Raw genomic sequence first — 22,950 nt, 5'->3', positions numbered from 1 at the left:
GTTAAATGTTTTTTTATTGACTTAAAGTTCACTTCAAGTGTTAAAATAAAAGAATGAATATAAAAAAGGCTGCCGACTTATCAGGGATAAAAACAGATAATATCAGATATTATGAAAGAATTGGGCTAATTCCTAAAATTGCACGGACAGAGTCGGGAATTAGGGATTTTTCAGAAGCGAATATTAGAACATTAAAATTCGTTAAACATATGAGAGATGCAGGAGTGCAAGTAGAACCCTTGACACGTTATATGGCATTGGTAACTGAAGGAAATCCTAACACTAAAGAAGAAAGAATTGAAATTCTGAAGAGTCAGGTGGAACAATTGAGAGCAGAAATTCTTGAAAAACAATCTGCTTTAGATTATTTAACATTTAAAATTGAAAATTATGATGAAGTCATGCTTCCAAGCGAAATGAATTTGAATCAAAGTTCAACAGAAGCAATAAAAATTTGAAGAGGATAAGGATAAATGGAACTTCGATTATTAAAGTATTTTTGGACAGTTGCCACTGCTGGGACGGTATCCAAAGCTGCTGAGCAGTTATATATTACACAGCCAACATTATCTAGACAAATTAAAGAACTTGAACGAGAATTAGATACTCAGCTTTTTATGCGTGATGGGAAAAAGCTTATCTTGACTGAAGATGGTCAATTTCTTAAAATCAAAGCTGAAGAGATTTTACAGCTGACCAGTAAGACTGTCCAAGTTTTTGAAGACCGGAAAAATGCGGAATTATCAGGACATTTGACAATTGGAGCCTTAGAAGGGTGGACAAGTTCCAGCATTGCTAAAACTCTTCAAACACTCACAAATAAGTATCCTGCCATCACTTTTACAATCTTGTCAGGAAATGCAGATGACATCAAATGGAAGATTGATAATGGACTTGTGGATGTCGGATTTTTGTTAGAGCCAACGTCTACAGAAAAATATAATGTAGAAAAAATTGGCTTTCCTGAGCGTTGGATGATGCTCACACAATCCGATTCAGAACTTGCAGAATTAGATGAAGTAAGGCCAGAAGTATTTAAAAAACAACGAATTTTGATTTCAGAACGACCAGAAGTTCGTCAGTATATGGCTGATTGGGCGGACTGCCAAGTGAGTGATTTAAATATTATTGGGGGCTTCAATCTTGGATTTCATCTTTTTGAGATTGCTCGTGCAGGAATTGGTGAGGCAGTCGTTACAGAAGGTGCACTCATTAGAAATTATCCAGATTTAAAAGCGATTCCCTTAAGTCCAGAAGTGAAGACATATAGCGTTCTTGCTTGGAAGAAAAATATTCCATTGACACCAGTCACTAGAGCATTTATCAAACAATACTTACAAGAAAATGATTAAAAATTTACTGACCAATCTGTCAGTAAATTTTTTATTTTTTAATATGCTTTATAAGCATAATTAATACTAAAATAAGCATTTTTCATCAGTTGATTTTTGTTTTAAAATAAATTCATGAAAAATAAAAAAACTTTTGGCTTAGTCCTCTTTATTATCTTATTTTCCTATTTTTTAATTTTGATGGATAATTCGATAATTTTCACAAGTACTGTAAAAATATCTCAGGATTTAAATATGAACGAAGCAAGCCTTTCTTGGGTTTCAAATGCCTATACCATTACATTTGGAGGTTTTCTTTTGTTGGCAGGGCGTTTAGGAGATTTAATGGGTCGAAAAATAATTTTTGTCTCTGGCCTTTTTATTTTTGGACTATCAAGTTTAGCGGTTGGTTTATCTACGTCAACAGAAATGATGATTATAGCAAGAGCAGTTCAAGGAATTGGCTCAGCTATCATTGCGCCAACGAGCTTGGCTTTACTGATGGATAGCTATCAGGGAAATTTGCGAATGAAGGCCATCTCTTACTATGGAGCAACCGCGGGTATTGGTTCAAGTTTTGGCTTAATTCTAGGCGGTTGGCTTACCTCAGCAATTTCATGGCGTGTCGGCTTTTTATTGAATGTCCCTTTTAGTTTATTACTAATTGTTTTAACGCTTGCGAAAGTTCAACAAAATGAAATCAAGCCAAGTAAAATTGATTTTCTTGGAAGTTTATTATCGGTCATTATTTCAGTTCTATTTGTTTACGGAATTACCATAAGTAATTTATTAATTATAGTTGCTTCTTTAATTTTGATTTTGGTTTTTCTTTTATGGGAAAAAAGAATTACTTATGCTCTCATACCTTTAGAGTTATTTAAGAATCGAAATCGAACAGGTTCTTACATTGCTCGTTTTACTTTTATGATGGCCATGTTGACTTACTGGTTTATTCTTCCACAAATTATGCAAAAAATGTATCACTTTTCACCATTAGAGTCAGGGCTTGCTTTTCTGCCTTTAACACTTGTTAATTTTATTGCTGCTCTATTTTTGCCTAAATTAACAAAAGCTTTGGGAAATAGTAAAGTCATGATTTTAGGACAAGTGATTTTACTGACAGGAATGTTTTTGTCATTTATATCACAACCAGAATGGGGATATTTTTATGCAATGGCTTTTCAAATGATGATTATTGGTCTTGGGCAAGGCTGGCTACTTGCCCCACTTACAGCGGCAGGTGTGGCAGGAGTTCCCCCGGAATTATCAGGTGCTGCGTCAGGCTTAACAAATATGATGCATCAACTTGGAGGACCGGTAGGTTTATCAATCGTTGTTCTATTTAGTTCATCTGTCATTGATTTAAGTGCTTATTATCATTTGATAATGGCTTTCATCACAGTATTTTTACTGATAGGATTTTTAGTTTTAATTTTCACGAACCCAGTTAATGAAAAATAAAAGGAGAAAAAATGCAAACACAAATCGTACTTAATGATGGAAATATCATTCCTCAATTTGGCTTGGGAGTTTATCAAATTCCTGAAGGAGAAGCAACTGAAAATGCAGTCAAAGAAGCGCTGAGATTGGGGTATCGTCACATAGATACCGCCCATGCTTATCAAAACGAACGCTCTGTTGGTCGAGCCATCCATTCTTCTGAAATTCCAATTTCTGAAATTTGGATAACTAGTAAACTCTGGCCTTCTGATTATGATGATGCTTCACAAGCCATTGAGCGAATGCTTGAACGATTAAATCTTAAGCAAATTGACCTGCTTTTACTTCATCAGCAGGTTGGAAATTATCGTAAAGCTTGGATTGCTTTGGAAAATGCTGTCAAATCAGGAAAAGTAAAATCAATTGGAATTTCAAATTTTGATGGGGAGAGATTGGTTGATTTATTTAACTTTGCTGACATTAAACCAAGTGTTCTTCAAGTAGAAACACATCCTTACCATCAACAAAAAGAACTCCAAGAATTTCTCAAACCTTATGGGACTAAAATTGAAAGTTGGTATCCTCTTGGACATGGCGATCAAAGACTACTTGATGAAAGTCGTTTAAAAAAAATAGCCCAAAAATATAATAAGACAGTGGCTCAGATTATCTTACGCTGGCATATTCAAGAAGGAATCATAGTTTTTCCACGTTCAACTCGAGTCGAACATTTAGCCGAAAATATCAATATTTTTGATTTTGAATTATCCTGTACTGAAATCAAAGAAATTCGTAAGTTAGATAAAAAGCAACCTTATTTTACAATGACTTATGATGAACAAGTCCAAAATTTTTTGTCATGGAAATTGAAAGATTGATATTAGATTAAAACAAAGAAAGTTACTGACAGTTTTAAAAATGATATACTTTAAAGAGTTAGAACATTTAAAAGAAAATCAAAATCAAGCATAATACGTCTTGATTTTTATTTATTTAAAAAAGAAAAGGAGTCATGATGAAAAAAATTGCAATCATTGGTGGTGGAATAATTGGGATGACCTTAGCGAATTATCTGGACACTGATAAATTCGAGATAAGTCTTTTTGATGATGAAAAAAATCAAGCCACTAAAGCGAGTGCTGGAATTATTTCACCATGGCTTTCTAAAAGAAGAAATCAAAAATGGTATCAACTAGCTAAAGATGGTGCAGCATTTTTTGAAAAATTAAAAACTGATTTTGAATTAACTGATGAAGTATATGAAAAATGTGGGACCTTATTTTTACGAAAAAATTCAGACTTAGAAGAGTTAGAGAAGTTAGCTTTAGAAAGAAGAAAAAACGCACCAGAGATGGGCGAGATTAAGGTGCTCTCAAAAGAGGAAACCGTCAGCTTATTTCCATTACTAAAGCCAATTGAAAGTTTATATCTATCGGGAGGAGCACGATTAGATGGAAAAGCTTATTTAGCACATTTGAAAAAGCGAGCACAAGCAAGAGGAGTGAAATTTTTTGCGGAGCATGCAACTATTCTAAAAGCAGACGAAAAATGGGAGATTGTTCATCAAGGAGAAAGTGATGTTGTAGATGATTTAGTACTTTGCCCAGGTCCGGCATTAAAAGAACTCCTTTCCGAAATAGGGATTGATGTTGATGTTCGACCTCAAAAAGGACAATTGCTCTCATTTAAAACCGATTTTGATACTAAAGATTGGCCGGTTTTATTTTTAGAAGGAGCAGCAGATATTATTCCCTTTCAAGAAGGAGAAATTCTCATAGGCGCAACTCATGAAAATGAAAAAGGTTGGGATTTATCAGAAAGTGAAGCTGCTTTTTTTGATTTGACAGAAGGGATTAAACCTTATTTTTCAGAAAGTAAGTTAATAGAGTTTCCTTATCACTATCGCGTAGGAACGCGAGCTTATTCGGCAGATTTTTCTCCTTTCTTTGGTCCGCATCCAGCTTTTTCCAGTCTAGCTTTTGCAAGTGCATTAGGCTCATCTGGTTTAACAACGGGTCCCTACATTGCCTATTTGCTTGCTCAGTATTTTAATCATCCGGAAACAAAATGGGATTATTCAATTTATCAAAAAGATATAAATACTTATCTAAAATAGTAGAAATAAGAAGAAAAAAGACTAAAAAATTGTTTGAAAAAATTATGTAAAAGTCAAAAACAGATGCTTTTGTTGATTTACATAATTTTTTTATAGGCTACATAATCAAATAAAATGACGAATTGAGACAGGTTTTTTTCTTTAAAAATGATATAATGATTTCATGGAAAATACAGATTTGATTTACGGATTGCATGCGGTCACGGAAGCACTAAACGGAGACCTTGTCAACAAGCTTTACGTTCAAGAAGATTTGCGCGGAAAAAATGTTGAAAAAATAAAAGAACTCGCACGAATTAAGAAAGTTAATATTTCATGGACTCCCAAAACAGAATTAAATAAGCTGACAGAAAATGGAGTCCATCAAGGATTTATGGCAAGGGTTTCTGAATTTGCTTACGCTGATTTAGCAACATTGCTTCCAGAATTAGCGGAAAAAGCAGATGCTACAATTTTAATTTTAGATGAGTTGACAGACCCTCACAATTTGGGTTCTATTGCACGTACAGCTGATGCAACTGGTGTGGATGCAATTATTATTCCAAAACATCGAGCAGTTGGTATTACACCGACAGCAGTTAAAGCATCAACAGGTGCCTTACAACATGTGCCCGTAGTTCGAGTAACTAATCTGTCACAAACTTTAGATAAACTAAAAAGTGCTGGATTTTGGATTTTTGGAACAGATATGGATGGTACGGTTTATAACAAATGGAATACTAAAGGAAAAATTGCTTTAATTATTGGTAATGAGGGACACGGTATTGGTCAGAACCTCAAAAAGCAAGTTGATGAAATGATTACAATTCCGATGGTAGGACATGTGCAAAGTCTTAATGCGTCAGTAGCAGCAAGTATTTTGATGTACGAAGTTTTCAGAAATCGTCTTTAATATTTACTGATGAAATTAAAGCTTGTTTCTAATCACAAATAGGCAATGAGTGTTCTTTAAACAAGCTGTCAATGAAGCACCATTGCTGTCATTTGTAATAAAAAGAAAGGATTTTTATGACTTTTCAAATCATGACCGACTCAACATCAGACTTGAGTCAATATTATCTTAAAAAAAACCATATTGAAATATTAGGAATGACCGTAACAGTTGGTAATCAGACCTATGAAACCATTGGAGAAGAGGCGCTAGACAACAGTACACTCCTTACAGCAATCAAAAAAGGAGCGACGGTTCACACTTCCCAAATCAATTCGGGACAATTTTTAGAAGTGTTTAAAAAATATGCCTTGGCTGAGGAAGAACTTCTTTATCTTGCTTTTTCATCTGGGCTTTCTGGAACTTATCAGTCTGCCCTTATTGCACAAAATATGATTTTAGAAGAATTTCCTAAGGCAAAAATAACAGTTATTGATACACTTGCGGCAGCATCAGGAGAAGGATTCATCGTTGAAGAAGCTGTCAAACTTAGAGATGCGGGGAAATCACTGACAGAAACTCTGAAAGTCTTGGCAGATATCATCCCACGTTTACAGAGTCGTTTCATGGTTGACGATTTAAACCATCTTGCAAGAGGAGGCCGAATACCAAAGGCTGTAGCCTTGGTTGGAACCATGGCGAATATCAAACCCTTACTTGATGTTGATCCTGCAGGTAAGTTACGACAAGTGACCAAAGTTCGTGGGAAGAAAAAAGCGATAAATCAAATGCTTGAAAAAACGCTTGAGGAAATGGATACGGCTTATCCACGCTTGGTTATTTCTTATTCGGGCACAGATGAAGTAGCTCAAGAAATCAAGAAACAAGCTATGCAAAAAAATGGAATTAGCGATGTCGATGTTCGCCCACTCAGTCCAACAATTGTAACCCATACAGGAGACGGGACGATAGCAATTTTTTCAATAAGTAGACAAAGTAGAGAATAATTTAATAAAAAACTGAAAAAATCACAGCTAAACTCTTGTTTTACTGTGATTTTATGTTAAAATAATTAATGAGTGTAATTGTATATAAAATTATCTGTACACTTACCTAATTTATTAAAAAAAAATATGAATCGTGATGTGTGAGGGAAAGGAGTCGCTTTTATGGCCAAAAGTGGACTTTATACAGGCGTAGATATCGGGACAAACACAATAAAGGTGCTTGTTGCTGAATACGTCTCAGGTGAAATGAATATAATTGGTGTCGGAAACGCAAAATCCGATGGCCTTAAAAATGGAATTATTGTAGATATTGAGAAGGTAGCACAAGCATTACGAAAAGCTGTAAATGCTGCTGAAGAACGTGCCGGAATCACGATTGATCGAATTAACGTGAGCATTCCAGCAAATTCCCTCGAAATGGAACCATGCCAAGGTATGGTCCCAATTGTTAGTGATACAAAAGAAATTACAGATAACGATGTGATTCAAGTCGTTCAAAACGCTTTAATGCGTGGGATTGTTCCTGAAAGAGAAATTATTGCTGTAGAAACAAAAGAGTTTACAGTGGATGGCTTTACAGGCATATCAGATCCACGTGGAATGTTTGGTGTTCGACTTGAAATTCGTGGGGTTGTTTACACTGGCCCTAAAACTCTTGTTCATAATGTTCGTAAAGTTGTTGAACGTGCTGGATTGCTTGTTGACAATATTGTTATTGCTCCTCTTGCAATGGCACAATATGTGCTCACAGAAGGCGAACGCGAATTTGGAACAATCATGGTTGATTTAGGTGCTGGACAAACAACAGTTAGCATTGTAAAAGATCAATCTTTGAAATTTACACATACAAGCCCTGAAGGTGGCGACTATGTGACTAAAGATATTTCAACTGTCTTAAATACCTCTGTTTCGGCAGCGGAAGACTTGAAAGTCAACTATGGTGAAGCAAGTACTGAACGTGCAAGTCAAGATGAGTATTTCCTTGTTGATGTTGTTGGTAAAGATGAACCAGAACAAATCACAGAATACTACCTCTCACAAATCATTGAAGCGCGAATGACTCAAGTCTTTAATCGCGTACGTCAAGATTTGGAACACGGACACACATCAGAAACTCCTGGAGGACTGATTTTAGTCGGTGGGACAGCTGCTATGCCAGGTGTTGTTGATTTAGCAACAAAAATCTTGGGAATGAATGCTCGTCTTTACGTTCCTGGAGAAATGGGCTTGCGCAATCCTGCGTTCGCTCAAGTCATTAGTGTAGTTAATTATATCGGAAGTCGAAGTGATATTGATGTTTTAGTATCACAAGCTTTTTCTGGCGATTATGCCTATACGGCAGCTGAAGAAACTTACGTTGCTCCTGTTCAAACAATCGCACCACAAGTGACAACAGTAGCTGACGTAGAAAATGATTTCTACACTGAACCTCAATCGCGTCCAGTTGCAACTCAAAAAGTAACTGAGCCCGAAGAAGAAAAAGAAGGTCTTGTTGACCGTGCCAAAAGTTTCTTTGGCAACCTCTTTGACTAATCTGAAAGTAAAAACGGAGAAATAAAAACATGGAATTTTCATTTGATACAGACTTAACTTCTGGTGCTGTAATTAAAGTTATCGGTGTTGGTGGTGGTGGTGGTAATGCCATCAACCGTATGATTGAAGAAGGTGTTTCTGGCGTTGAATTTATCGCTGCAAACACTGATGTACAAGCTTTGCGTAGTTCAAAAGCAGATACAGTAATTCAACTTGGCCCAAAATTGACTCGTGGTTTGGGTGCTGGTGCACAACCTGAAGTGGGTAAACGTGCAGCTGAAGAATCAGCTGAAACTGTTTCACAAGCCCTTGAAGGATCAGATATGATTTTCATCACTGCTGGTATGGGTGGTGGAACTGGTACAGGTGCTGCACCAGTTATTGCTCAAATCGCTAAAGAACTTGGTGCTTTGACTGTTGGTGTTGTTACTCGTCCTTTCGGTTTCGAAGGCTCAAAACGTTCATATTTTGCAACAGAAGGAATTGAAGCTCTTCGTGCAAATGTTGATACGCTTCTTATCATTTCAAACAACAACTTGCTTGAAATTGTTGATAAGAAAACTCCATTGACTGAGGCATTACGTGAAGCTGATAATGTTTTGCGCCAAGGTGTTCAAGGGGTTACTGATTTGATTACTAACCCAGGAATGATTAACCTTGACTTTGCCGATGTTAAAACAGTCATGGAAAATAAAGGTGATGCTCTTATGGGTATCGGAGTTGCGACTGGTGAAGAACGAGTTATCGAAGCAACTCGCAAAGCAATCTACTCACCACTTCTTGAAACTACAATTGAAGGAGCTGAAAATGTTCTTTTGAATGTGACAGGTGGAATGGATATGAGTTTGATTGAAGCACAAGATGCTTCAGAAATTGTTATCCAAGCAGCTGGTAATGATGTTAATATTATGTTAGGTACAGCAATTGATCCTAACCTTAAAGATGAAATCCGTGTAACAGTTGTTGCAACTGGTGTTGCTAAAGAAGATGCAGATGAAGCTTTGGGATTGCAACCAGAATCACGTCGTCAACCTAATTTGACACATAATTCTAATATGCAACATGCTCAAACAAGTCGTCCAATGCAAAGTCAACAACAACCGCAAGCGACTCAACAAGGACAAAATCAATCTTCAGCATTTGGAGATTGGGATATTCGCCGTGAAACTTCAACACGTCAAAACGTAAGTAACACACGCGATACTTCTTCAGTAACAAGTTTTGGTGGAGTACCAACTACAGATGAAGACCTTGATACACCACCATTCTTCCGTAAAAATTAATCTATGACGATTAAAGAGAATGTTAAAAGAATACTGAATAATGTGGATGCAGCAAAAGCTGCGTCTTCTTATTCTAATCAGTCAGTTTCAGTCGTTGCTGTAACAAAATCTGTTGAAGCTAATCTTGCACGCGAAGTATTTGAAAATGGAATTTCACATTTGGCAGAAAATCGGACAGAACTTTTTCTAGAAAAATATGAAGCTCTAAAAGATTGTGAGATTACTTGGCATCTAATTGGTAATTTACAAAGACGTAAAGTTAAAAAAGTTATTAATTATGTTGATTATTTTCATGCATTAGATTCTTTGAAATTAGCGCAGGAAATAAGTAAGCGAGCTGAGCATCTCATTAAGTGTTTTATCGAAGTTAATATTTCTGGTGAAGAAAGTAAACATGGTTTTTCTGTGGATGAGCTTAAGGAAACTTTAGCTGATTTCTCTGAGTTAGAAAATATTGAAATTGTTGGATTGATGACAATGGCTCCGTTTGATGCGACTGAAAGCGAATGTAATGACATTTTCGGACGAATGAAAGAATTACAAGTTGAAATTTCTGAAATGAATCTTCCAAAAATCCCCTGCACAGAATTAAGCATGGGAATGAGTCGGGATTATGAAATTGCCATTAAAAATGGAGCAACTTTTGTTCGAATCGGCACAGAATTTTTTAAAGATTTATAAGCTTAAAGATTAACGTAAACAACGGAGGAAAATATGGCATTTAAAGATTGGATGAATAATCTACGAGATTATTTTGTAGAGGATGATGAAGAGTTCAACGAACCTACACGTCCTGTGCAAGAATCTAGGCCAACGGTGGCATCTACGCCAAAACCAAAGGTTGAAGAGCGGAAAGTGCAAGCAGACTATCAAAGTCGTCGCCCAGCACAATCAACTCCAAAACCGCAAGCACAAACAGCAGCGCCAAAACGCTCTGCTTCAACTTTCTCAAAACCTATGCCTGAAAAAATCGTACAACAACAAACCGTTTCGCAAGCTCAATCATTAGCTGCAACGGTCTCTACTATTGCAATTAAAGAACCACGTGCCTATGCAGACATCATGGAATCAGCACGCATCGTCAAAAATGGCGAATGTGTACTTGTCAATTTTAAATTTATGGGTGACGCTCAAGCGCGTCGTTCAATTGACTTCATGACTGGGGTGGTCTTTACCCTTGATGGTGATATTCAAAATGTGGGTGGTCAAATTTTCTTGATGACTCCAGCGAATATTACAGTTGATGCAGCAAAAGAAATGTCTATCTTAGCTGGTCAAAATTTTGAAAGTTATGATATTTACTAATGCCTATTATAATTACAATAATAAACTGGCTTTTACGTTTATTGGATTTTTATTCAATTATTTTAATAATTTATGCCTTGATGAGTTGGATTCCAACTCTTTATGAAACTTGGTTTGGACGGTTAATTGTTAAGGTTTCTCGCCCCTATTTGAGTTTATTTGAAAATCTACCATTACAAATTTGGGGACTAGATTTCACAATCTTGGTTGCTCTCATTGTTTTACAATTTGTTCAACGGTTCATTATTATTGTATTTAATGGTGTATTCCATTGATTACCGAAAATGTTTATCAACACTTTCAAGCAAATGAACGTCATTTTATTGATCGTTGTTTAGATTGGATAAGTCAAGTTGAAGAGACTTATTCGGTAATAAGTACATTTTTTCTTAATCCTCGTGAAGTAGAGATTTTGAAAACATTAGCAAATAAAAGAGAAGTCCAAGTTTTTTCTAGCGCGGAGTTAGCACAAACAGAATTAGTCAAAATAATTTTGGCTCCAAATTTTTATGTGCTTGACAAAGATGATTTCGATATTGCTTTACTGGAAATATCTTATGCAATCAAATTTGTTCAAATTTCACATGCACAAGTCTTAGGGACTTTCTTAGGACAAGCAGGTGTTAAACGCCAAGAATTAGGTGACATCATTGTTACTGACAGCAAAATTCAGATTTTTGTCAGTAAACATCTTGTCGAAAGTTTTAAATCGATTGATAAAATTGGACGAGCAGCAGTTAAGATTGATGAAATTTCACTGACAGATTTAGCTCAAGATACTGAGCGAGCTATTCAGGAAGTTGTACTTCTTGATGGTTTGCGGATAGATAAAATGATTGCTATCGCTTTCAAAATCTCTCGCAATATTGCTACAAATATGTTAGAATCAAAGAAGGTTAAGATTAATTACCAAGAAATTGATAAAAAAGATTTCTCTGTTGGAGCTGGTGATTTGATTAGTGTCCGAGGGTTTGGACGCATCAAAATTTTGAGCCTCTTAGGCCTGACTAAAAAGGGAAAACAGAGAGTTGAAATAGAACTTATTAGAAATCAAAAAAAATAGTTTCTAAGACGAAAATCGCTTTGATGAGATTTTCTAAGGATAAAGAGGAGTGATTGATGGCATTAAATAGTTTAGATGTTCAAAACAAAACCTTTAATCCACAATTTCGTGGGTTCAGTAAACATGAAGTTGATGAATTTTTGGATATCGTTGTTCGAGATTATGATGAATTTGCTCAAACAATAAAAGATCAAGAACGTGAATTAAAAGCATTACGTGAACGCGTGAAATATTTTGATGACATGAAAGATTCATTGAATAAATCAATTGTCGTTGCCCAAGATGCTGCTGATAATCTTCGTGAACAAGCGAAAAGTGAAGCTGACACATTAAAAATTAATTCTGAAAAAGAATCTGCAGAAATTATTGCAAATGCTGGACAAAAGAGTTCGTTAATAATTGAAGCGGCTAAAAAAGAAGCTGGTAATATTTTAAATGCTGCTTCTGATGATGCTCGTAAGTTAGTACGTGATACTGATGATTTAAAACGCAAAATGCGTCTCTATCATCAACGTATGACTTCGATTATTGAAAATCAACTTGCTTCTATTCAATCAGATGATTGGGCTGAAATTTTCAGACCAACACAAGATTATTCAATTAATCCTGAAGAAAAATTGCAAATGATTATTGAAGAACATTTGGAAAACGCTGAATCAACTTTAGTAAAAACCCAAGCAATTCAACCTTTAACAGATGAAGAAATTGCACAAGCAAACGAAAACGCTGAAGAGCCAGAAGTAGAAGCTGAGCCGATTGAGTCTTCTGAAAATATTGAAGAAACTGAAGTTCCTACTGAAGCAAAAGAAGAAGTTGCTGAAGTGACTGAAACAGTTGCTGATGAAAGTCCTGAGCATTCAGAAATTGATACACCTAAAGCTGATGATTCAGAAATTTTTCCAGAATTAGAAGCGAAAGCACCAGCTGAAACAACTGAGCTTGTTGAAAAAGATAATCAAGAAACAATTGATTTAAGCGAATTAAAAAATTAAAATCAGACCAAGATGAGAAAAAATATAATTAAAGCAAGCGAGTGATGATGGAAGACTCGTATTCCCTATTTTTCTTATTATCAGCTGATTGAATTTCTAATTTTACTGACAGATTTTCTTATCTCGAATTAAATTAGAGAAATCTTGAACTGAACTCAAAGTAAGTTTAAGCGTATCGCACGTTACGCGATTAGAGTTTCTGTCAGTAAGTTTTACTGACAGAAAAAATGAAGGTGGTACCACGGTTTTTCGTCCTTTACGAAAGGCCGTTTTTTTGTTTAGTTCAGAACTTTAAAGGAAGTCTTGGGTTTATAGCTCAAATAAAAGATTGCTTTTCATGGGTGAGAAATAAGATAGTTTTCTTTTACATTGGATAAATTATTTTATTAGATTATCCACAAAAAAACAAAGATTAAAAAACAAAGATTAAAAAATAGAAAGAAGAAAATATGAAAATCAAAGATACTTTGAACTTGGGGAAAACAGCTTTTCCAATGCGCGCAGGCTTGCCAAATAAAGAGCCCAACTGGCAAAAAGATTGGTCAGACGCTACGCTTTATGAGAAACGTCAAGAATTAAATGAGGGAAAACCTTCATTTATGCTCCATGATGGACCTCCCTATGCAAACGGGAATATTCACCTTGGACATTCTTTAAACAAAATTTCAAAAGATATTATTGTTCGTTATAAATCAATGGCAGGATTCCGTGCTCCTTATGTTCCTGGTTGGGACACTCATGGTTTGCCAATTGAGCAACAACTTGCTAAAGCAGGTATGAAACGTAAAGAGATGGATTTGCTTGACTATCTTGAAGAATGTCGCAAATATGCGATGAAACAAGTAGACATGCAACGTTCAGACTTCAAATCACTCGGTGTTTTGGCCGATTGGGATCGTCCATATCTGACTTTATTGCCAGAATACGAAGCGGCTCAAATTCGCGTTTTTGGGAAAATGGCTGAAAAAGGATACATCTATAAAGGACAAAAACCAATTTATTGGTCACCTTCATCTGAAAGTTCACTTGCTGAAGCTGAAATTGAATATCAAGATGTTCGTTCAGCCTCAATTTTTGTAGCCTTTAAAGCTAAAGATACCAAAGGAAAATTGCCAGAAGATGTTGAATTTGTTATCTGGACAACAACGCCATGGACCATTCCATCAAACTTGGGAATTTTTGCTCATCCTGACTATGATTATTCAGTTGTGGCGGTTAATAATCGCAAATTTGTGATTGCTTCTGAAATGCTTGAGGCCGTTGCTGAAAAACTTGAATGGGAAAATCTAGAAGTTCTTCAAACCCTGAAAGGTTCTGATTTAGAATACATGGTTGCTAAGCACCCATTTTATGACCGTGAAACACTAATCATGAATGCAGATTACGTCACACTTGATTCTGGTACTGGACTTGTCCACGTTGCTCCTGGTCATGGTGAAGATGACTATTTTGCTAGTCGTAAATACAAATTGCCAGTCTTGTCACCAATCGATAATCGTGGTTATTATACTGACGAAGCTCCTGGTCTTGAAGGCGTCTTTTATGATGATGGAAATAAAATCGTCAGTAAATGGCTTGAAGAAAAAGATGCTTTATTGAAACTTGAATTCTTCACTCACAGTTATCCGCATGATTGGCGCACTAAAAAACCAGTCATTTTCCGTGCCACACCGCAATGGTTTGCTTCAATTGATGACTTCCGTCAAAATATTTTGGATGAAGTTGAAAAAGTAGATTGGGTTATTCCATGGGGGAAAACTCGTTTATTCAACATGGTTCGCGACCGTGGGGATTGGGTCATTTCACGTCAACGTGCTTGGGGAGTACCATTGCCAATTTTCTACGGTGAAAATGGAGAACCAATTATCACACCAGAAACAACTGAGCACGTAGCTAAACTTTTTGCTGAATTTGGCTCAAAAGTTTGGTTTGAACGTGAAGCAAAAGACCTTCTACCAGAAGGATTTACTCATCCAGCTTCACCAAATGGTGAATTTACAAAAGAAAAAGACATCATGGACGTTTGGTTTGATTCAGGTTCTTCTTGGAATGGTGTCCTTAACGAACGTGACTATCTTAGCTTCCCAGCGGATCTTTATCTTGAAGGATCAGACCAATACCGCGGTTGGTTCAACTCATCTATTACAACCTCAGTGGCGGTAAATGGTGTAGCACCATATAAAGCAGTTCTTTCACAAGGATTCGTTTTGGATGGTAAAGGTCGCAAAATGTCTAAATCAATTGGAAATACAATTGTGCCAAAAGATGTCACTAAGAAATTTGGTGCCGATATTCTCCGTCTTTGGGTGGCCTCAATTGATACCGAATCAGATGTTCGTGTATCTATGGATATTCTCAGTCAAGTCTCTGAAGTTTACCGTAAAATCCGTAACACTTTGCGTTTCTTAATCGCAAATACATCTGATTTTAATCCTAAAGAAGATGGAATTGACTTTGCTGAACTTCGTCCAGTAGATAAATATATGCTTGTGAAATTTAATGAACTTGTAAAACAAATCCGTAAAGCTTATGATAATTACAGTTTTATGAGTGTATACAAATCAATCATTAATTTCATCACTAATGATTTGTCATCGTTCTATCTTGATTTTGCAAAAGATGTGGTTTATATTGAAGCCGCAAATTCACCAGAACGACGTTCAATGCAAACAGTTATGTATGTTATTTTGAAAGATTTGGTAAAAGTTCTTGTTCCAATTTTGCCTCATACAGCAGAAGAAACATGGACTTACTTAGAGCATGAACCAGAAAATTTTGCTTATCTTGCAGAAATGCCAGAAGCAGCGGAAATTCCAGGTAGTGAAGAACTATTAGGAAATTGGCAAGAATTCCTTGACTTCCGTGATAAGATTTTGAAAGCTTTGGAAAGTGCTCGTGAAGCGAAACTTATTGGTAAATCATTGGAAGCAACAGTGACAATTTATCCAAATGAAGTTGTACGTACTTTACTGACAGCAATTGACGAAAATGTTGCGCAACTTTTGATTGTATCAAACTTTGTAGTAGCGAACGGAACTGTAAGTGATGCACCAGAAGCAGCTATGAAATTTGATGACCTTGCTGTTCTTGTGGAACATGCCGCTGGTGATGTTTGTGACCGTTGTCGCAGAACTGATGAAACAGTTGGACATAACGCCAATGAAAATCTCAAAATGCTTTGTGAACATTGTGCACATATCGTTGAAAAAGAATTTCCAGAAGTCCTTGTAGAAGGCTTTGAAGATTAATATATAAAAAAAGTTACTGACAGATTTGTCAGTAACTTTTTTATTTTAAAATTTAATAATTACAATACAGCGAGCATTGATGCAAGAACGCTGAAAAGCGTTAGAACGACCATGATAATCACAACGACCATCGTGACTTTTTGGAAAGTACTTTTTTGTGGTTTTTTATATGCCATAAGTTCCTCAATAAGAATATTTTTAATTAATTGTAACAAGAAAAAGAAGACTTTTCAATTAGTTTGGGTCTTTTTCATTATTCGTTTCTTTTGGAGCTAAGAATTTAGCGAAAGGGTCTTCTTTTTTTTCAGGAGAAGGAACTGTCTTCTTATCATCATCAGTCACTAAGTCAACAGTTGAGACACCTAAATCATCCATCATTTTGTCAAAATCATCACGTTTTCTAAAAGTTAGTCCCATTATATTCTCCTTGGAATTAAATAATTTACAGTGCTCGAAAAGAGAAGAGCAACACTAGAACCATTTTACTACTTAAGAGATAAAAAAGCTAGATATATGAAAAAACTTATTGAAAAAATGCGATTAAAGGCTGATAAGACTTGCATTTCAAAACGATTTTAAGTATAATGATAAGGAACGGTAGATTGCAATTATGCAGACTACCTATAATAAAACAAATTCCCCAAAGGAGACATTTTTAAAATGGCTAAAGAAGTATACGACCGTAGCAAACCACACGTTAATATTGGTACTATCGGACACGTTGACCATGGTAAAACTACCCTCTCAGCTGCAATCTCTAAAGTATTGTCTGACAAAGGTTACTCTAAAGCGACTGACTTTGCATCTATCGATGCTGCTCCAGAAGAACGCGAACGTGGTATCACTATCAACACTGCTCACATCGAGTACGAAACTGAAAAACGTCACTATGCCCACATCGACGCTCCAGGTCACGCGGACTACGTTAAAAATATGATCACTGGTGCTGCCCAAATGGACGGTGCAATCCTCGTTGTTGCTGCAACTGACGGACCAATGCCACAAACTCGTGAACACATCTTGCTTTCACGTCAAGTTGGTGTTAAATACCTTATCGTCTTCCTTAACAAAGCAGACCTTGTTGATGATGAAGAATTGATGGAACTCGTTGAAATGGAAGTTCGTGACCTCTTGAGCGAATACGACTTCCCAGGTGACGATATTCCTGTAATCGCTGGTTCAGCACTTGGTGCTTTGAACGGTGAACCACAATGGGTTGCTAAAGTTGAAGAATTGATGGACATCGTTGATGAATACATCCCAACTCCAGAACGCGACACTGACAAACCACTCCTTCTTCCAGTCGAAGACGTATTCTCTATCACTGGTCGTGGTACTGTTGCTTCAGGACGTATCGAACGTGGTACTGTTAAAGTTGGTGACGAAGTTGAAATCGTTGGTATCAAAGAAGAAACTAAGAAAGCTGTTGTTACTGGTATCGAAATGTTCCGTAAAACACTTACTGAAGGTCTTGCTGGTGATAACGTCGGTGCACTTCTCCGTGGTATCCAACGTGACGAAATCGAACGTGGTCAAGTTATTGCTAAACCAGGTTCAATCACTCCACACAAACTTTTCGAAGGTGAAGTTTACGTATTGAGCAAAGAAGAAGGCGGACGTCACACTCCATTCTTCGACAACTACCGTCCTCAATTCTACTTCCACACAACTGACGTTACTGGTTCAGTTAAACTTCCTGAAGGAACTGAAATGGTAATGCCTGGTGACAACGTACATATCGACGTTGAATTGATCCACCCAGTTGCGATCGAACAAGGTACTACTTTCTCTATCCGTGAAGGTGGACGTACTGTTGGTTCAGGTATCGTTGCTGAAATCAAAGCTTAATTATAAAACTAAGCAAATAAAAACTGTCATTTATGACAGTTTTTTTTATATAAAATTTTAGTAAAATAAAAACTCCCATAGGGAGTTTTTTAAATTTCTGATTTTGTAAATACACCGCGGTCAACAAGTGCATCCATTTGGAAATAAAACTTATTTTGAATCATTTCATTCGCATTTTTGAAAATATCAACATTGCGTAATCCTGATTTGTCAGTAACTGAAAGCTTAAAACCAGATAAATCAGGATTAACGATAATTTTTAATAAAAATCCTTCATTTGAATTTGGAACTTCTTCAAGAAGTCTCTTAAATTCAAAATTACCAATTTTAGTTTGGATAAAAGTTGTATCTTTTAGAGTGAATTTTTTAACGGTAGGCGCAAGTTGATAAACATACTTGCTTCCCTCTAAATGTTTTTCTGTGATAAATGCCATTGCATTCTCCTGACTAAATATTAATTTATTTTAAAATAGAACTAAGCTTTTCAACAAAGAGATTAACTTCATCAAGTGTGTTTAATTCTGAAAATGAAATACGAATATTTTCTTTGAGTTTACCAGAATTTTTTCCGTAAACTGCCTCAAGAACGTGAGAAGGTTCAATTGTTCCAGCAGTGCAAGCAGAACCTGTTGAAATTGCAAAACCAGCTAAATCCAGTTTTGTCAGTAATAAGTCATGATTCTCATTTGGGAAAGCAAGATTAAGAACATGAGGCATACTTGGACCAAAATTGTTTTTATAAAAAGGAATTTCTTGTTCTTTTAATTTACTGAGCAAGTGGTAATTGAGTTCTTCGACTGCTTGATAATTAGATTCAATATCTTCAAGTGCGACTTCTAAGGCCTTAGCTAGACCAACCAGTGAGTGAAGATTTTCTGTACCAGCCCGTCTTTTTTCTTCTTGTTCACCACCATGAATCAGAGCATCAAAGTGAAGAAGTTCATTATAGTATAAGAAGCCGACACCTTTTGGTCCATGAAATTTATGAGCAGAAGCAGATAAGAAATCGGCGCCAATTTCAAGAGGGTGAACTGGAATTTTTCCTATAACTTGTGTTGCATCAACATGGAAAACGGCTTGATGTTGACTCAAAAGTTCTCCGACTTCCTTTACTGGAAGCAGTTGTCCTGTTTCATTATTAGCCCACATCATGCTGACTAAAATTGTGTCTGGACGCAAGTTTTTTTCAATGAGTGCCGCTGGAAAAGTTCCATCAGCATTTGGTTTTACAAAAGTCACATCAAATTTATAACGGTCATGAAGGTATTGAACAGTATTTAAAACAGATGGATGTTCAATAGCTGTAGTGATAATATGATTTCCTTTATCTCTATTTGCCAAGGCATAACCAATTAAAGCTTGATTATTGGCTTCGCTAGCGCCAGAGGTAAAAATGATATTTCGACTTGGAACTTCAAGAGCAGTGGCGACCGTTTCACGGGATTTGCGAACAATCTGACTAGCAGCACGTCCGAGAGTGTGGATACTTGAGGGATTTCCAAAATTAGTTGATAAACTTTCTGATATTGCGGTGATGACCTCAGGAAGAAGTGGAGTAGTAGCTGCGTTATCTAAATATATAATTTTATTTTTCCTACCTTTCGTAGTAATTAGTGGATATTTTTATAAGGATTTAATATTTTTTTGTAAAAGTTAGTGTTTTATCTTTGCATACTTTACTGATAGAAAGATTATAATTTTTCTATCAGTATTAAATCGTTTCCTTATCTGATAAGCTCTATTTTAACATTTTTTTATCTTTTTTATCTGAATCTTGATAAGTTTATTTGCTAGATTGAAATATCAAATTGAACGATTAAACGTCATCTATTGATGGTATATTTCTCTATTTAATTATATAATATTCTTAGGGAGGGTTTTATTATGGTTGAACAATATAAAAATATTTTAGTCGCAGTAGATGGTTCAGAACAATCCTATGATGCACTTCGGGAAGCAATCGAAACCGCTCAAGCGAATGATTCACAGTTGAAAATATTGTATGTTTTAAATGATAAACTGGCAAATATTCCGGTACATTTGGATACAATGACACTTTATAAAAGTGTACAAGAGCATTCCGATTATGTGGTGGATCAAGTTCAAGGATATCTTAAAGATACAGAAGTTAATTTTGAAATTGTCCGTTTAACAGGAAGCCCCAAAAGAGAAATTATTAATTATTCAAAAGAAAATAATATTGATTTAATCGTTCTAGGTTCTACAGGTCTTGATGCCATTGACCGTTTTATTATCGGTTCAACAACACAGTACATTGTTAATCATGCCTCTTGCAACGTGATGGTTGTTAAATAAAAAAGAGAAAAGTTGTCATTAGATGACTTTTTATTTTTCTAAAAGGATTATAAAAATACCAAATCTAGCTTGGTATTTTTATTGTTTTAAATTAGAAAATTCTTTTAATCTTGAGGTTTTTCATGTTCAAAAAGTGGAGAAACCGGACGTCCTTCATGAATACGAAGAATTGCACTAGCTAAGTATTCAGCGGCACTTAAATATTTCACGTTCAAAGGCTTACGGTGCTCAGTAACTACAGAGTCTGTTACCAAGATTTCTTTGATGTCTGCTTTTTCAAGAACATCAGCAGCGTTTGTTGTGAATAATCCGTGACTGGCAACAGCATAGATTTCGCTGGCTCCAGCTTCGCGAACGACATTCGCAGCGTTAGCAAAAGTCACCCCTGTATTTAAGATATCATCAATTAGAATTACTTTTTTACCAGCAACATTACCGATCACATAACCATTTTCACGATTTTTATCATCATCTTCATAGTCAACAATGGCAATTGCTGATTCTAAGTATTCAGCAAGTGAACGTGCACGTTTGATACCAGAATTTTTAGGAGCAACAACGATAACATCGTCACCAAATAAACCATTTTTACGATAGTAATCAGCAAAAAGTGGAACAGTGAAAAGATTATCTACAGGAATATCGAAGAATCCTTGAACCTGAACAGCATGAATATCAAGAGTGAGTACGCGGTCAGCTCCAGCTTTAACAATCATATCAGCAACTAATTTTGCTGTGATTGGTTCACGAGAAGTCGCAGTACGGTCTTGACGAGCATAGCCAAAGTAAGGAATTACGATGTTAATCGTACGAGCAGAAGCACGTTTACATGCATCAATCATGATAAGCAATTCCCAAAGGTGATCATTAACAGGGCAGCTGGTTGATTGAACGATGAAAATGTCTTGACTACGGACACTTTCTTCCATGTTAATCATAATTTCACCGTCAGAAAACTGTTTTGAAGAAAGTTTTCCTAGAGGAACTCCTGTAAATTGGCTAATTTTCTCAGCAAGACCAGGGTTTGAGTTTAAGGCAAAAAGCTTTAAGTGTGAATCAGAGTAAACCACGATTTCTCTCCATTTTCTTTTATGAAATAATATAGTTCTATTTTAGCAAAAATATGATGATTTTCATAGTCTATATCGATAAATATCTTTGTGAATTAATATGAAAATAAAAGTTAAGAGTATTTAGAAAAAATTTTATAAGTGAAAAATAAATTCACAAACTTAAAATTCTAATAATTTAAAAAAGCGCTTTAAACGTTTAAGAATACGCTTTTGAAAACATTTTCAAAAAATGGGAAAAGTAAAGTTTGTGAAAGTTGCGGCAAAGTCTTGCGTTTACATAAGTGAAGTGTTACAATGGTTCTGTAAGGTTCGTGAAAGCTAAGTGTTACGAACAAATTATTTATTTTTAGGGGAATTAAAAATGAAAAAAACAAAAGTGATTTCACTTCTTGCTGTCTCAGTGCTCTCAGTTTCTTTACTTGCCGCTTGTGGAAGTAATAACTCATCAAGTAGCTCTGATAAAAAAACAGAACAATCATCTAAAGCAGAAGTTTTTGCTGGTGCAACTCAAGGAACAAGTAACTTCTCTGATTTGCAAAAAGGTTTTGCTAAAAATGGCGCTTGGTTGAATGCAACTAAAGGTGATATGAACGCTTCAGGCAAAACTTTGACTGTTGAAGGACTTTTCTTGGGTGACGGACAAGTTGCTCGTAAATTGGCAATCTACAATCAAGATAGCAGCCATAAAATTACTGCTCGTTATACTTTGACAGTTGATAAAATTGAAGTGAAATCTCCTGGTTTCTATATTTCAAATGGTACTGTTAAAGGAAATGTTGATGTATTTGCAACTGGCTTCCACGGACAAACTGGTACAGGTGTTGAAGGACAAGCAACAATTGATGGTAACTTGACTTTTGCTAGCCAAGACCTCCTTGACGCTTACAATAAATTACCAGATGCTCAAAAAGTTAAAGTAACTGGTACAACTTCAGTTGTTAAAGGTGATGTTGTTTCATTCAAACCTGGTGGAATTACTGCCGGTGCTCATGGTAATGTAACTTATTCATTTGAAGGAAATGGTACAGATACAAAAACTGGTGCAACAACTGGAACTGCTGATGTTTCAGTATTGAAAAAAGCACTTGGTAAAAATGGTGCTTGGCTTGTAGCTACTAATGCTGACGTTGATGCTTCAGGAAAAGACCTTACAATTGATGGAACTTTCCTCAATGAAAAAGCGGCTGTTCAACGTACACTTGCGATGATTAGCCAAAATGATCAACACCAAGTAACTAAATCTTATACATTGACTGTTGGACGTTTGATTGTTAACTCACCAGCCTTTGACCTTGAAGGTGGTAATATTAAAGGTGACGTTTATGTCGGTAAAGATGCTTCAATTGAAGCTCGCGACATGAAAGGAACTGATGGTAAATCAATCCAATCTGAAATCACTGGAAATCTTTACTTTGCAACTCAAGAACAACTTGACACTTACAAAGCTCTTCCAGCTGCAAATCAATTCAAAGTATCAGGTGAAGTTGCTGTAAAAGCCGCTAACTAATGAACTAAAAATTGTCT

23 protein-coding genes are annotated in these 22,950 nt (G+C 35.9%); 18 read left to right on the top strand and 5 right to left on the bottom strand.

Annotated elements, in window-relative coordinates:
- Positions 1-53 precede the first annotated feature (53 nt).
- The 15 genes from KW2_RS09615 (at position 54) to ileS (ending at position 16,189) form a co-directional block, all read left to right on the top strand.
- Complete coding sequence (locus tag KW2_RS09615) at positions 54-458, top strand: MerR family transcriptional regulator (RefSeq protein WP_021037823.1); 405 nt, start codon at positions 54-56, stop codon at positions 456-458.
- Between the two features lie 15 nt (positions 459-473).
- The gene (locus KW2_RS09610) at positions 474-1,352 is read left to right on the top strand and encodes a LysR family transcriptional regulator (RefSeq protein WP_011835781.1); all 879 of its coding nucleotides are present in this window, start codon (positions 474-476) and stop codon (positions 1,350-1,352) included.
- Positions 1,353-1,466: 114 nt separating this feature from the next.
- Positions 1,467-2,792 carry an MFS transporter gene (locus tag KW2_RS09605; RefSeq protein ID WP_021037822.1) on the top strand — a complete coding sequence of 442 codons (1,326 nt, stop codon included), beginning with the start codon at positions 1,467-1,469 and terminating at the stop codon, positions 2,790-2,792.
- A gap of 11 nt (positions 2,793-2,803) precedes the next feature.
- Entirely contained in the window at positions 2,804-3,649 is an 846-nt protein-coding gene (locus KW2_RS09600; protein ID WP_021037821.1) for an aldo/keto reductase, read from the top strand.
- Between the two features lie 137 nt (positions 3,650-3,786).
- Positions 3,787-4,887, top strand: a complete 1,101-nt coding sequence (locus tag KW2_RS09595) for an NAD(P)/FAD-dependent oxidoreductase (protein ID WP_021037820.1) — start codon at positions 3,787-3,789, stop codon at positions 4,885-4,887.
- Positions 4,888-5,050: 163 nt separating this feature from the next.
- Positions 5,051-5,779 carry a 23S rRNA (guanosine(2251)-2'-O)-methyltransferase RlmB gene (gene rlmB, locus KW2_RS09590; protein ID WP_021037819.1) on the top strand — a complete coding sequence of 243 codons (729 nt, stop codon included), beginning with the start codon at positions 5,051-5,053 and terminating at the stop codon, positions 5,777-5,779.
- Between the two features lie 116 nt (positions 5,780-5,895).
- Positions 5,896-6,765: a DegV family protein gene (locus KW2_RS09585; protein WP_021037818.1), complete on the top strand. Its 870-nt coding sequence runs from the start codon at positions 5,896-5,898 to the stop codon at positions 6,763-6,765.
- A 162-nt stretch (positions 6,766-6,927) separates the two neighbouring features.
- Positions 6,928-8,298, top strand: a complete 1,371-nt coding sequence (ftsA, locus tag KW2_RS09580) for a cell division protein FtsA (protein WP_011835775.1) — start codon at positions 6,928-6,930, stop codon at positions 8,296-8,298.
- A gap of 29 nt (positions 8,299-8,327) precedes the next feature.
- Positions 8,328-9,581 carry a cell division protein FtsZ gene (ftsZ, locus tag KW2_RS09575; protein ID WP_011676880.1) on the top strand — a complete coding sequence of 418 codons (1,254 nt, stop codon included), beginning with the start codon at positions 8,328-8,330 and terminating at the stop codon, positions 9,579-9,581.
- 3 nt (positions 9,582-9,584) lie between these two features.
- On the top strand, positions 9,585-10,262 hold the full coding sequence (locus tag KW2_RS09570; RefSeq protein WP_011676879.1) for a YggS family pyridoxal phosphate-dependent enzyme: 678 nt from the start codon (positions 9,585-9,587) through the stop codon (positions 10,260-10,262).
- 33 nt (positions 10,263-10,295) lie between these two features.
- Positions 10,296-10,886: a cell division protein SepF gene (gene sepF, locus KW2_RS09565; RefSeq protein WP_014572100.1), complete on the top strand. Its 591-nt coding sequence runs from the start codon at positions 10,296-10,298 to the stop codon at positions 10,884-10,886.
- A complete protein-coding gene (locus KW2_RS09560) occupies positions 10,886-11,161 on the top strand; it encodes a YggT family protein (protein ID WP_021037817.1) in 276 nt (91 codons plus the stop codon). The genes sepF and KW2_RS09560 overlap by 1 nt, the downstream gene beginning before the upstream one ends.
- Positions 11,158-11,949, top strand: coding sequence for a YlmH family RNA-binding protein (locus KW2_RS09555; RefSeq protein WP_021037816.1), 792 nt, complete (start codon positions 11,158-11,160; stop codon positions 11,947-11,949). Before KW2_RS09560 ends, KW2_RS09555 begins: the two co-directional genes overlap by 4 nt.
- 56 nt (positions 11,950-12,005) lie before the next feature.
- Positions 12,006-12,941, top strand: a complete 936-nt coding sequence (locus tag KW2_RS09550; RefSeq protein WP_021037815.1) for a DivIVA domain-containing protein — start codon at positions 12,006-12,008, stop codon at positions 12,939-12,941.
- 449 nt (positions 12,942-13,390) lie between these two features.
- Positions 13,391-16,189, top strand: coding sequence for an isoleucine--tRNA ligase (gene ileS / locus KW2_RS09545; RefSeq protein WP_021037814.1), 2,799 nt, complete (start codon positions 13,391-13,393; stop codon positions 16,187-16,189).
- Between the two features lie 59 nt (positions 16,190-16,248).
- On the opposite strand, the gene KW2_RS11975 is transcribed toward ileS, so the two are convergent.
- Together KW2_RS11975 and KW2_RS09540 are read right to left on the bottom strand one after the other, a co-directional pair.
- The gene (locus tag KW2_RS11975) at positions 16,249-16,365 is read right to left on the bottom strand and encodes a DUF4044 domain-containing protein (RefSeq protein ID WP_014570713.1); all 117 of its coding nucleotides are present in this window, start codon (positions 16,363-16,365) and stop codon (positions 16,249-16,251) included.
- Positions 16,366-16,423: 58 nt separating this feature from the next.
- On the bottom strand, positions 16,424-16,606 hold the full coding sequence (locus KW2_RS09540) for an SPJ_0845 family protein (protein WP_011676873.1): 183 nt from the start codon (positions 16,604-16,606) through the stop codon (positions 16,424-16,426).
- Positions 16,607-16,849: 243 nt separating this feature from the next.
- Between KW2_RS09540 and tuf the strand changes: the two genes are divergently transcribed.
- Positions 16,850-18,037: an elongation factor Tu gene (gene tuf, locus KW2_RS09535; protein WP_003132374.1), complete on the top strand. Its 1,188-nt coding sequence runs from the start codon at positions 16,850-16,852 to the stop codon at positions 18,035-18,037.
- 89 nt (positions 18,038-18,126) lie between these two features.
- Here the strand turns inward: tuf and KW2_RS09530 are convergent, their stop codons facing one another.
- Complete coding sequence (locus KW2_RS09530; protein ID WP_011835765.1) at positions 18,127-18,471, bottom strand: DUF1831 domain-containing protein; 345 nt, start codon at positions 18,469-18,471, stop codon at positions 18,127-18,129.
- 25 nt (positions 18,472-18,496) lie between these two features.
- Positions 18,497-19,621, bottom strand: coding sequence for a cysteine desulfurase family protein (locus KW2_RS09525; protein WP_041168658.1), 1,125 nt, complete (start codon positions 19,619-19,621; stop codon positions 18,497-18,499).
- 300 nt (positions 19,622-19,921) lie between these two features.
- Between KW2_RS09525 and KW2_RS09520 the strand changes: the two genes are divergently transcribed.
- A complete protein-coding gene (locus KW2_RS09520) occupies positions 19,922-20,353 on the top strand; it encodes a universal stress protein (RefSeq protein ID WP_021037812.1) in 432 nt (143 codons plus the stop codon).
- A 104-nt stretch (positions 20,354-20,457) separates the two neighbouring features.
- Here the strand turns inward: KW2_RS09520 and KW2_RS09515 are convergent, their stop codons facing one another.
- On the bottom strand, positions 20,458-21,423 hold the full coding sequence (locus KW2_RS09515; RefSeq protein WP_021037811.1) for a ribose-phosphate diphosphokinase: 966 nt from the start codon (positions 21,421-21,423) through the stop codon (positions 20,458-20,460).
- 364 nt (positions 21,424-21,787) lie between these two features.
- Here KW2_RS09515 and KW2_RS09510 point away from each other — a divergent pair, with 364 nt between their 5' ends.
- On the top strand, positions 21,788-22,933 hold the full coding sequence (locus tag KW2_RS09510) for a hypothetical protein (protein ID WP_021037810.1): 1,146 nt from the start codon (positions 21,788-21,790) through the stop codon (positions 22,931-22,933).
- Positions 22,934-22,950: the final 17 nt, after the last annotated feature.

Source organism: Lactococcus cremoris subsp. cremoris KW2 (assembly GCF_000468955.1).
GTDB lineage: Bacteria > Bacillota > Bacilli > Lactobacillales > Streptococcaceae > Lactococcus > Lactococcus cremoris.
This window is presented reverse-complemented; position numbering and strand designations above follow the sequence as displayed.

Bases quoted from the DNA above. Each gene is read 5' to 3' on its own strand.
- KW2_RS09510 (WP_021037810.1), top strand. From the start codon at position 21,788: ATGAAAAAAACAAAAGTGATTTCACTTCTTGCTGTCTCAGTGCTCTCA.
- KW2_RS09585 (WP_021037818.1), top strand. From the start codon at position 5,896: ATGACTTTTCAAATCATGACCGACTCAACATCAGACTTGAGTCAATAT.
- KW2_RS09615 (WP_021037823.1), top strand. From the start codon at position 54: ATGAATATAAAAAAGGCTGCCGACTTATCAGGGATAAAAACAGATAAT.
- ftsZ (WP_011676880.1), top strand. From the start codon at position 8,328: ATGGAATTTTCATTTGATACAGACTTAACTTCTGGTGCTGTAATTAAA.
- KW2_RS09530 (WP_011835765.1), bottom strand. From the start codon at position 18,471: ATGGCATTTATCACAGAAAAACATTTAGAGGGAAGCAAGTATGTTTAT.
- KW2_RS09540 (WP_011676873.1), bottom strand. From the start codon at position 16,606: ATGGGACTAACTTTTAGAAAACGTGATGATTTTGACAAAATGATGGAT.
- KW2_RS09600 (WP_021037821.1), top strand. From the start codon at position 2,804: ATGCAAACACAAATCGTACTTAATGATGGAAATATCATTCCTCAATTT.
- KW2_RS09610 (WP_011835781.1), top strand. From the start codon at position 474: ATGGAACTTCGATTATTAAAGTATTTTTGGACAGTTGCCACTGCTGGG.
- KW2_RS09560 (WP_021037817.1), top strand. From the start codon at position 10,886: ATGCCTATTATAATTACAATAATAAACTGGCTTTTACGTTTATTGGAT.
- KW2_RS09570 (WP_011676879.1), top strand. From the start codon at position 9,585: ATGACGATTAAAGAGAATGTTAAAAGAATACTGAATAATGTGGATGCA.
- rlmB (WP_021037819.1), top strand. From the start codon at position 5,051: ATGGAAAATACAGATTTGATTTACGGATTGCATGCGGTCACGGAAGCA.
- KW2_RS11975 (WP_014570713.1), bottom strand. From the start codon at position 16,365: ATGGCATATAAAAAACCACAAAAAAGTACTTTCCAAAAAGTCACGATG.
- ftsA (WP_011835775.1), top strand. From the start codon at position 6,928: ATGGCCAAAAGTGGACTTTATACAGGCGTAGATATCGGGACAAACACA.
- KW2_RS09520 (WP_021037812.1), top strand. From the start codon at position 19,922: ATGGTTGAACAATATAAAAATATTTTAGTCGCAGTAGATGGTTCAGAA.
- KW2_RS09605 (WP_021037822.1), top strand. From the start codon at position 1,467: ATGAAAAATAAAAAAACTTTTGGCTTAGTCCTCTTTATTATCTTATTT.
- sepF (WP_014572100.1), top strand. From the start codon at position 10,296: ATGGCATTTAAAGATTGGATGAATAATCTACGAGATTATTTTGTAGAG.
- KW2_RS09550 (WP_021037815.1), top strand. From the start codon at position 12,006: ATGGCATTAAATAGTTTAGATGTTCAAAACAAAACCTTTAATCCACAA.
- ileS (WP_021037814.1), top strand. From the start codon at position 13,391: ATGAAAATCAAAGATACTTTGAACTTGGGGAAAACAGCTTTTCCAATG.
- KW2_RS09595 (WP_021037820.1), top strand. From the start codon at position 3,787: ATGAAAAAAATTGCAATCATTGGTGGTGGAATAATTGGGATGACCTTA.
- tuf (WP_003132374.1), top strand. From the start codon at position 16,850: ATGGCTAAAGAAGTATACGACCGTAGCAAACCACACGTTAATATTGGT.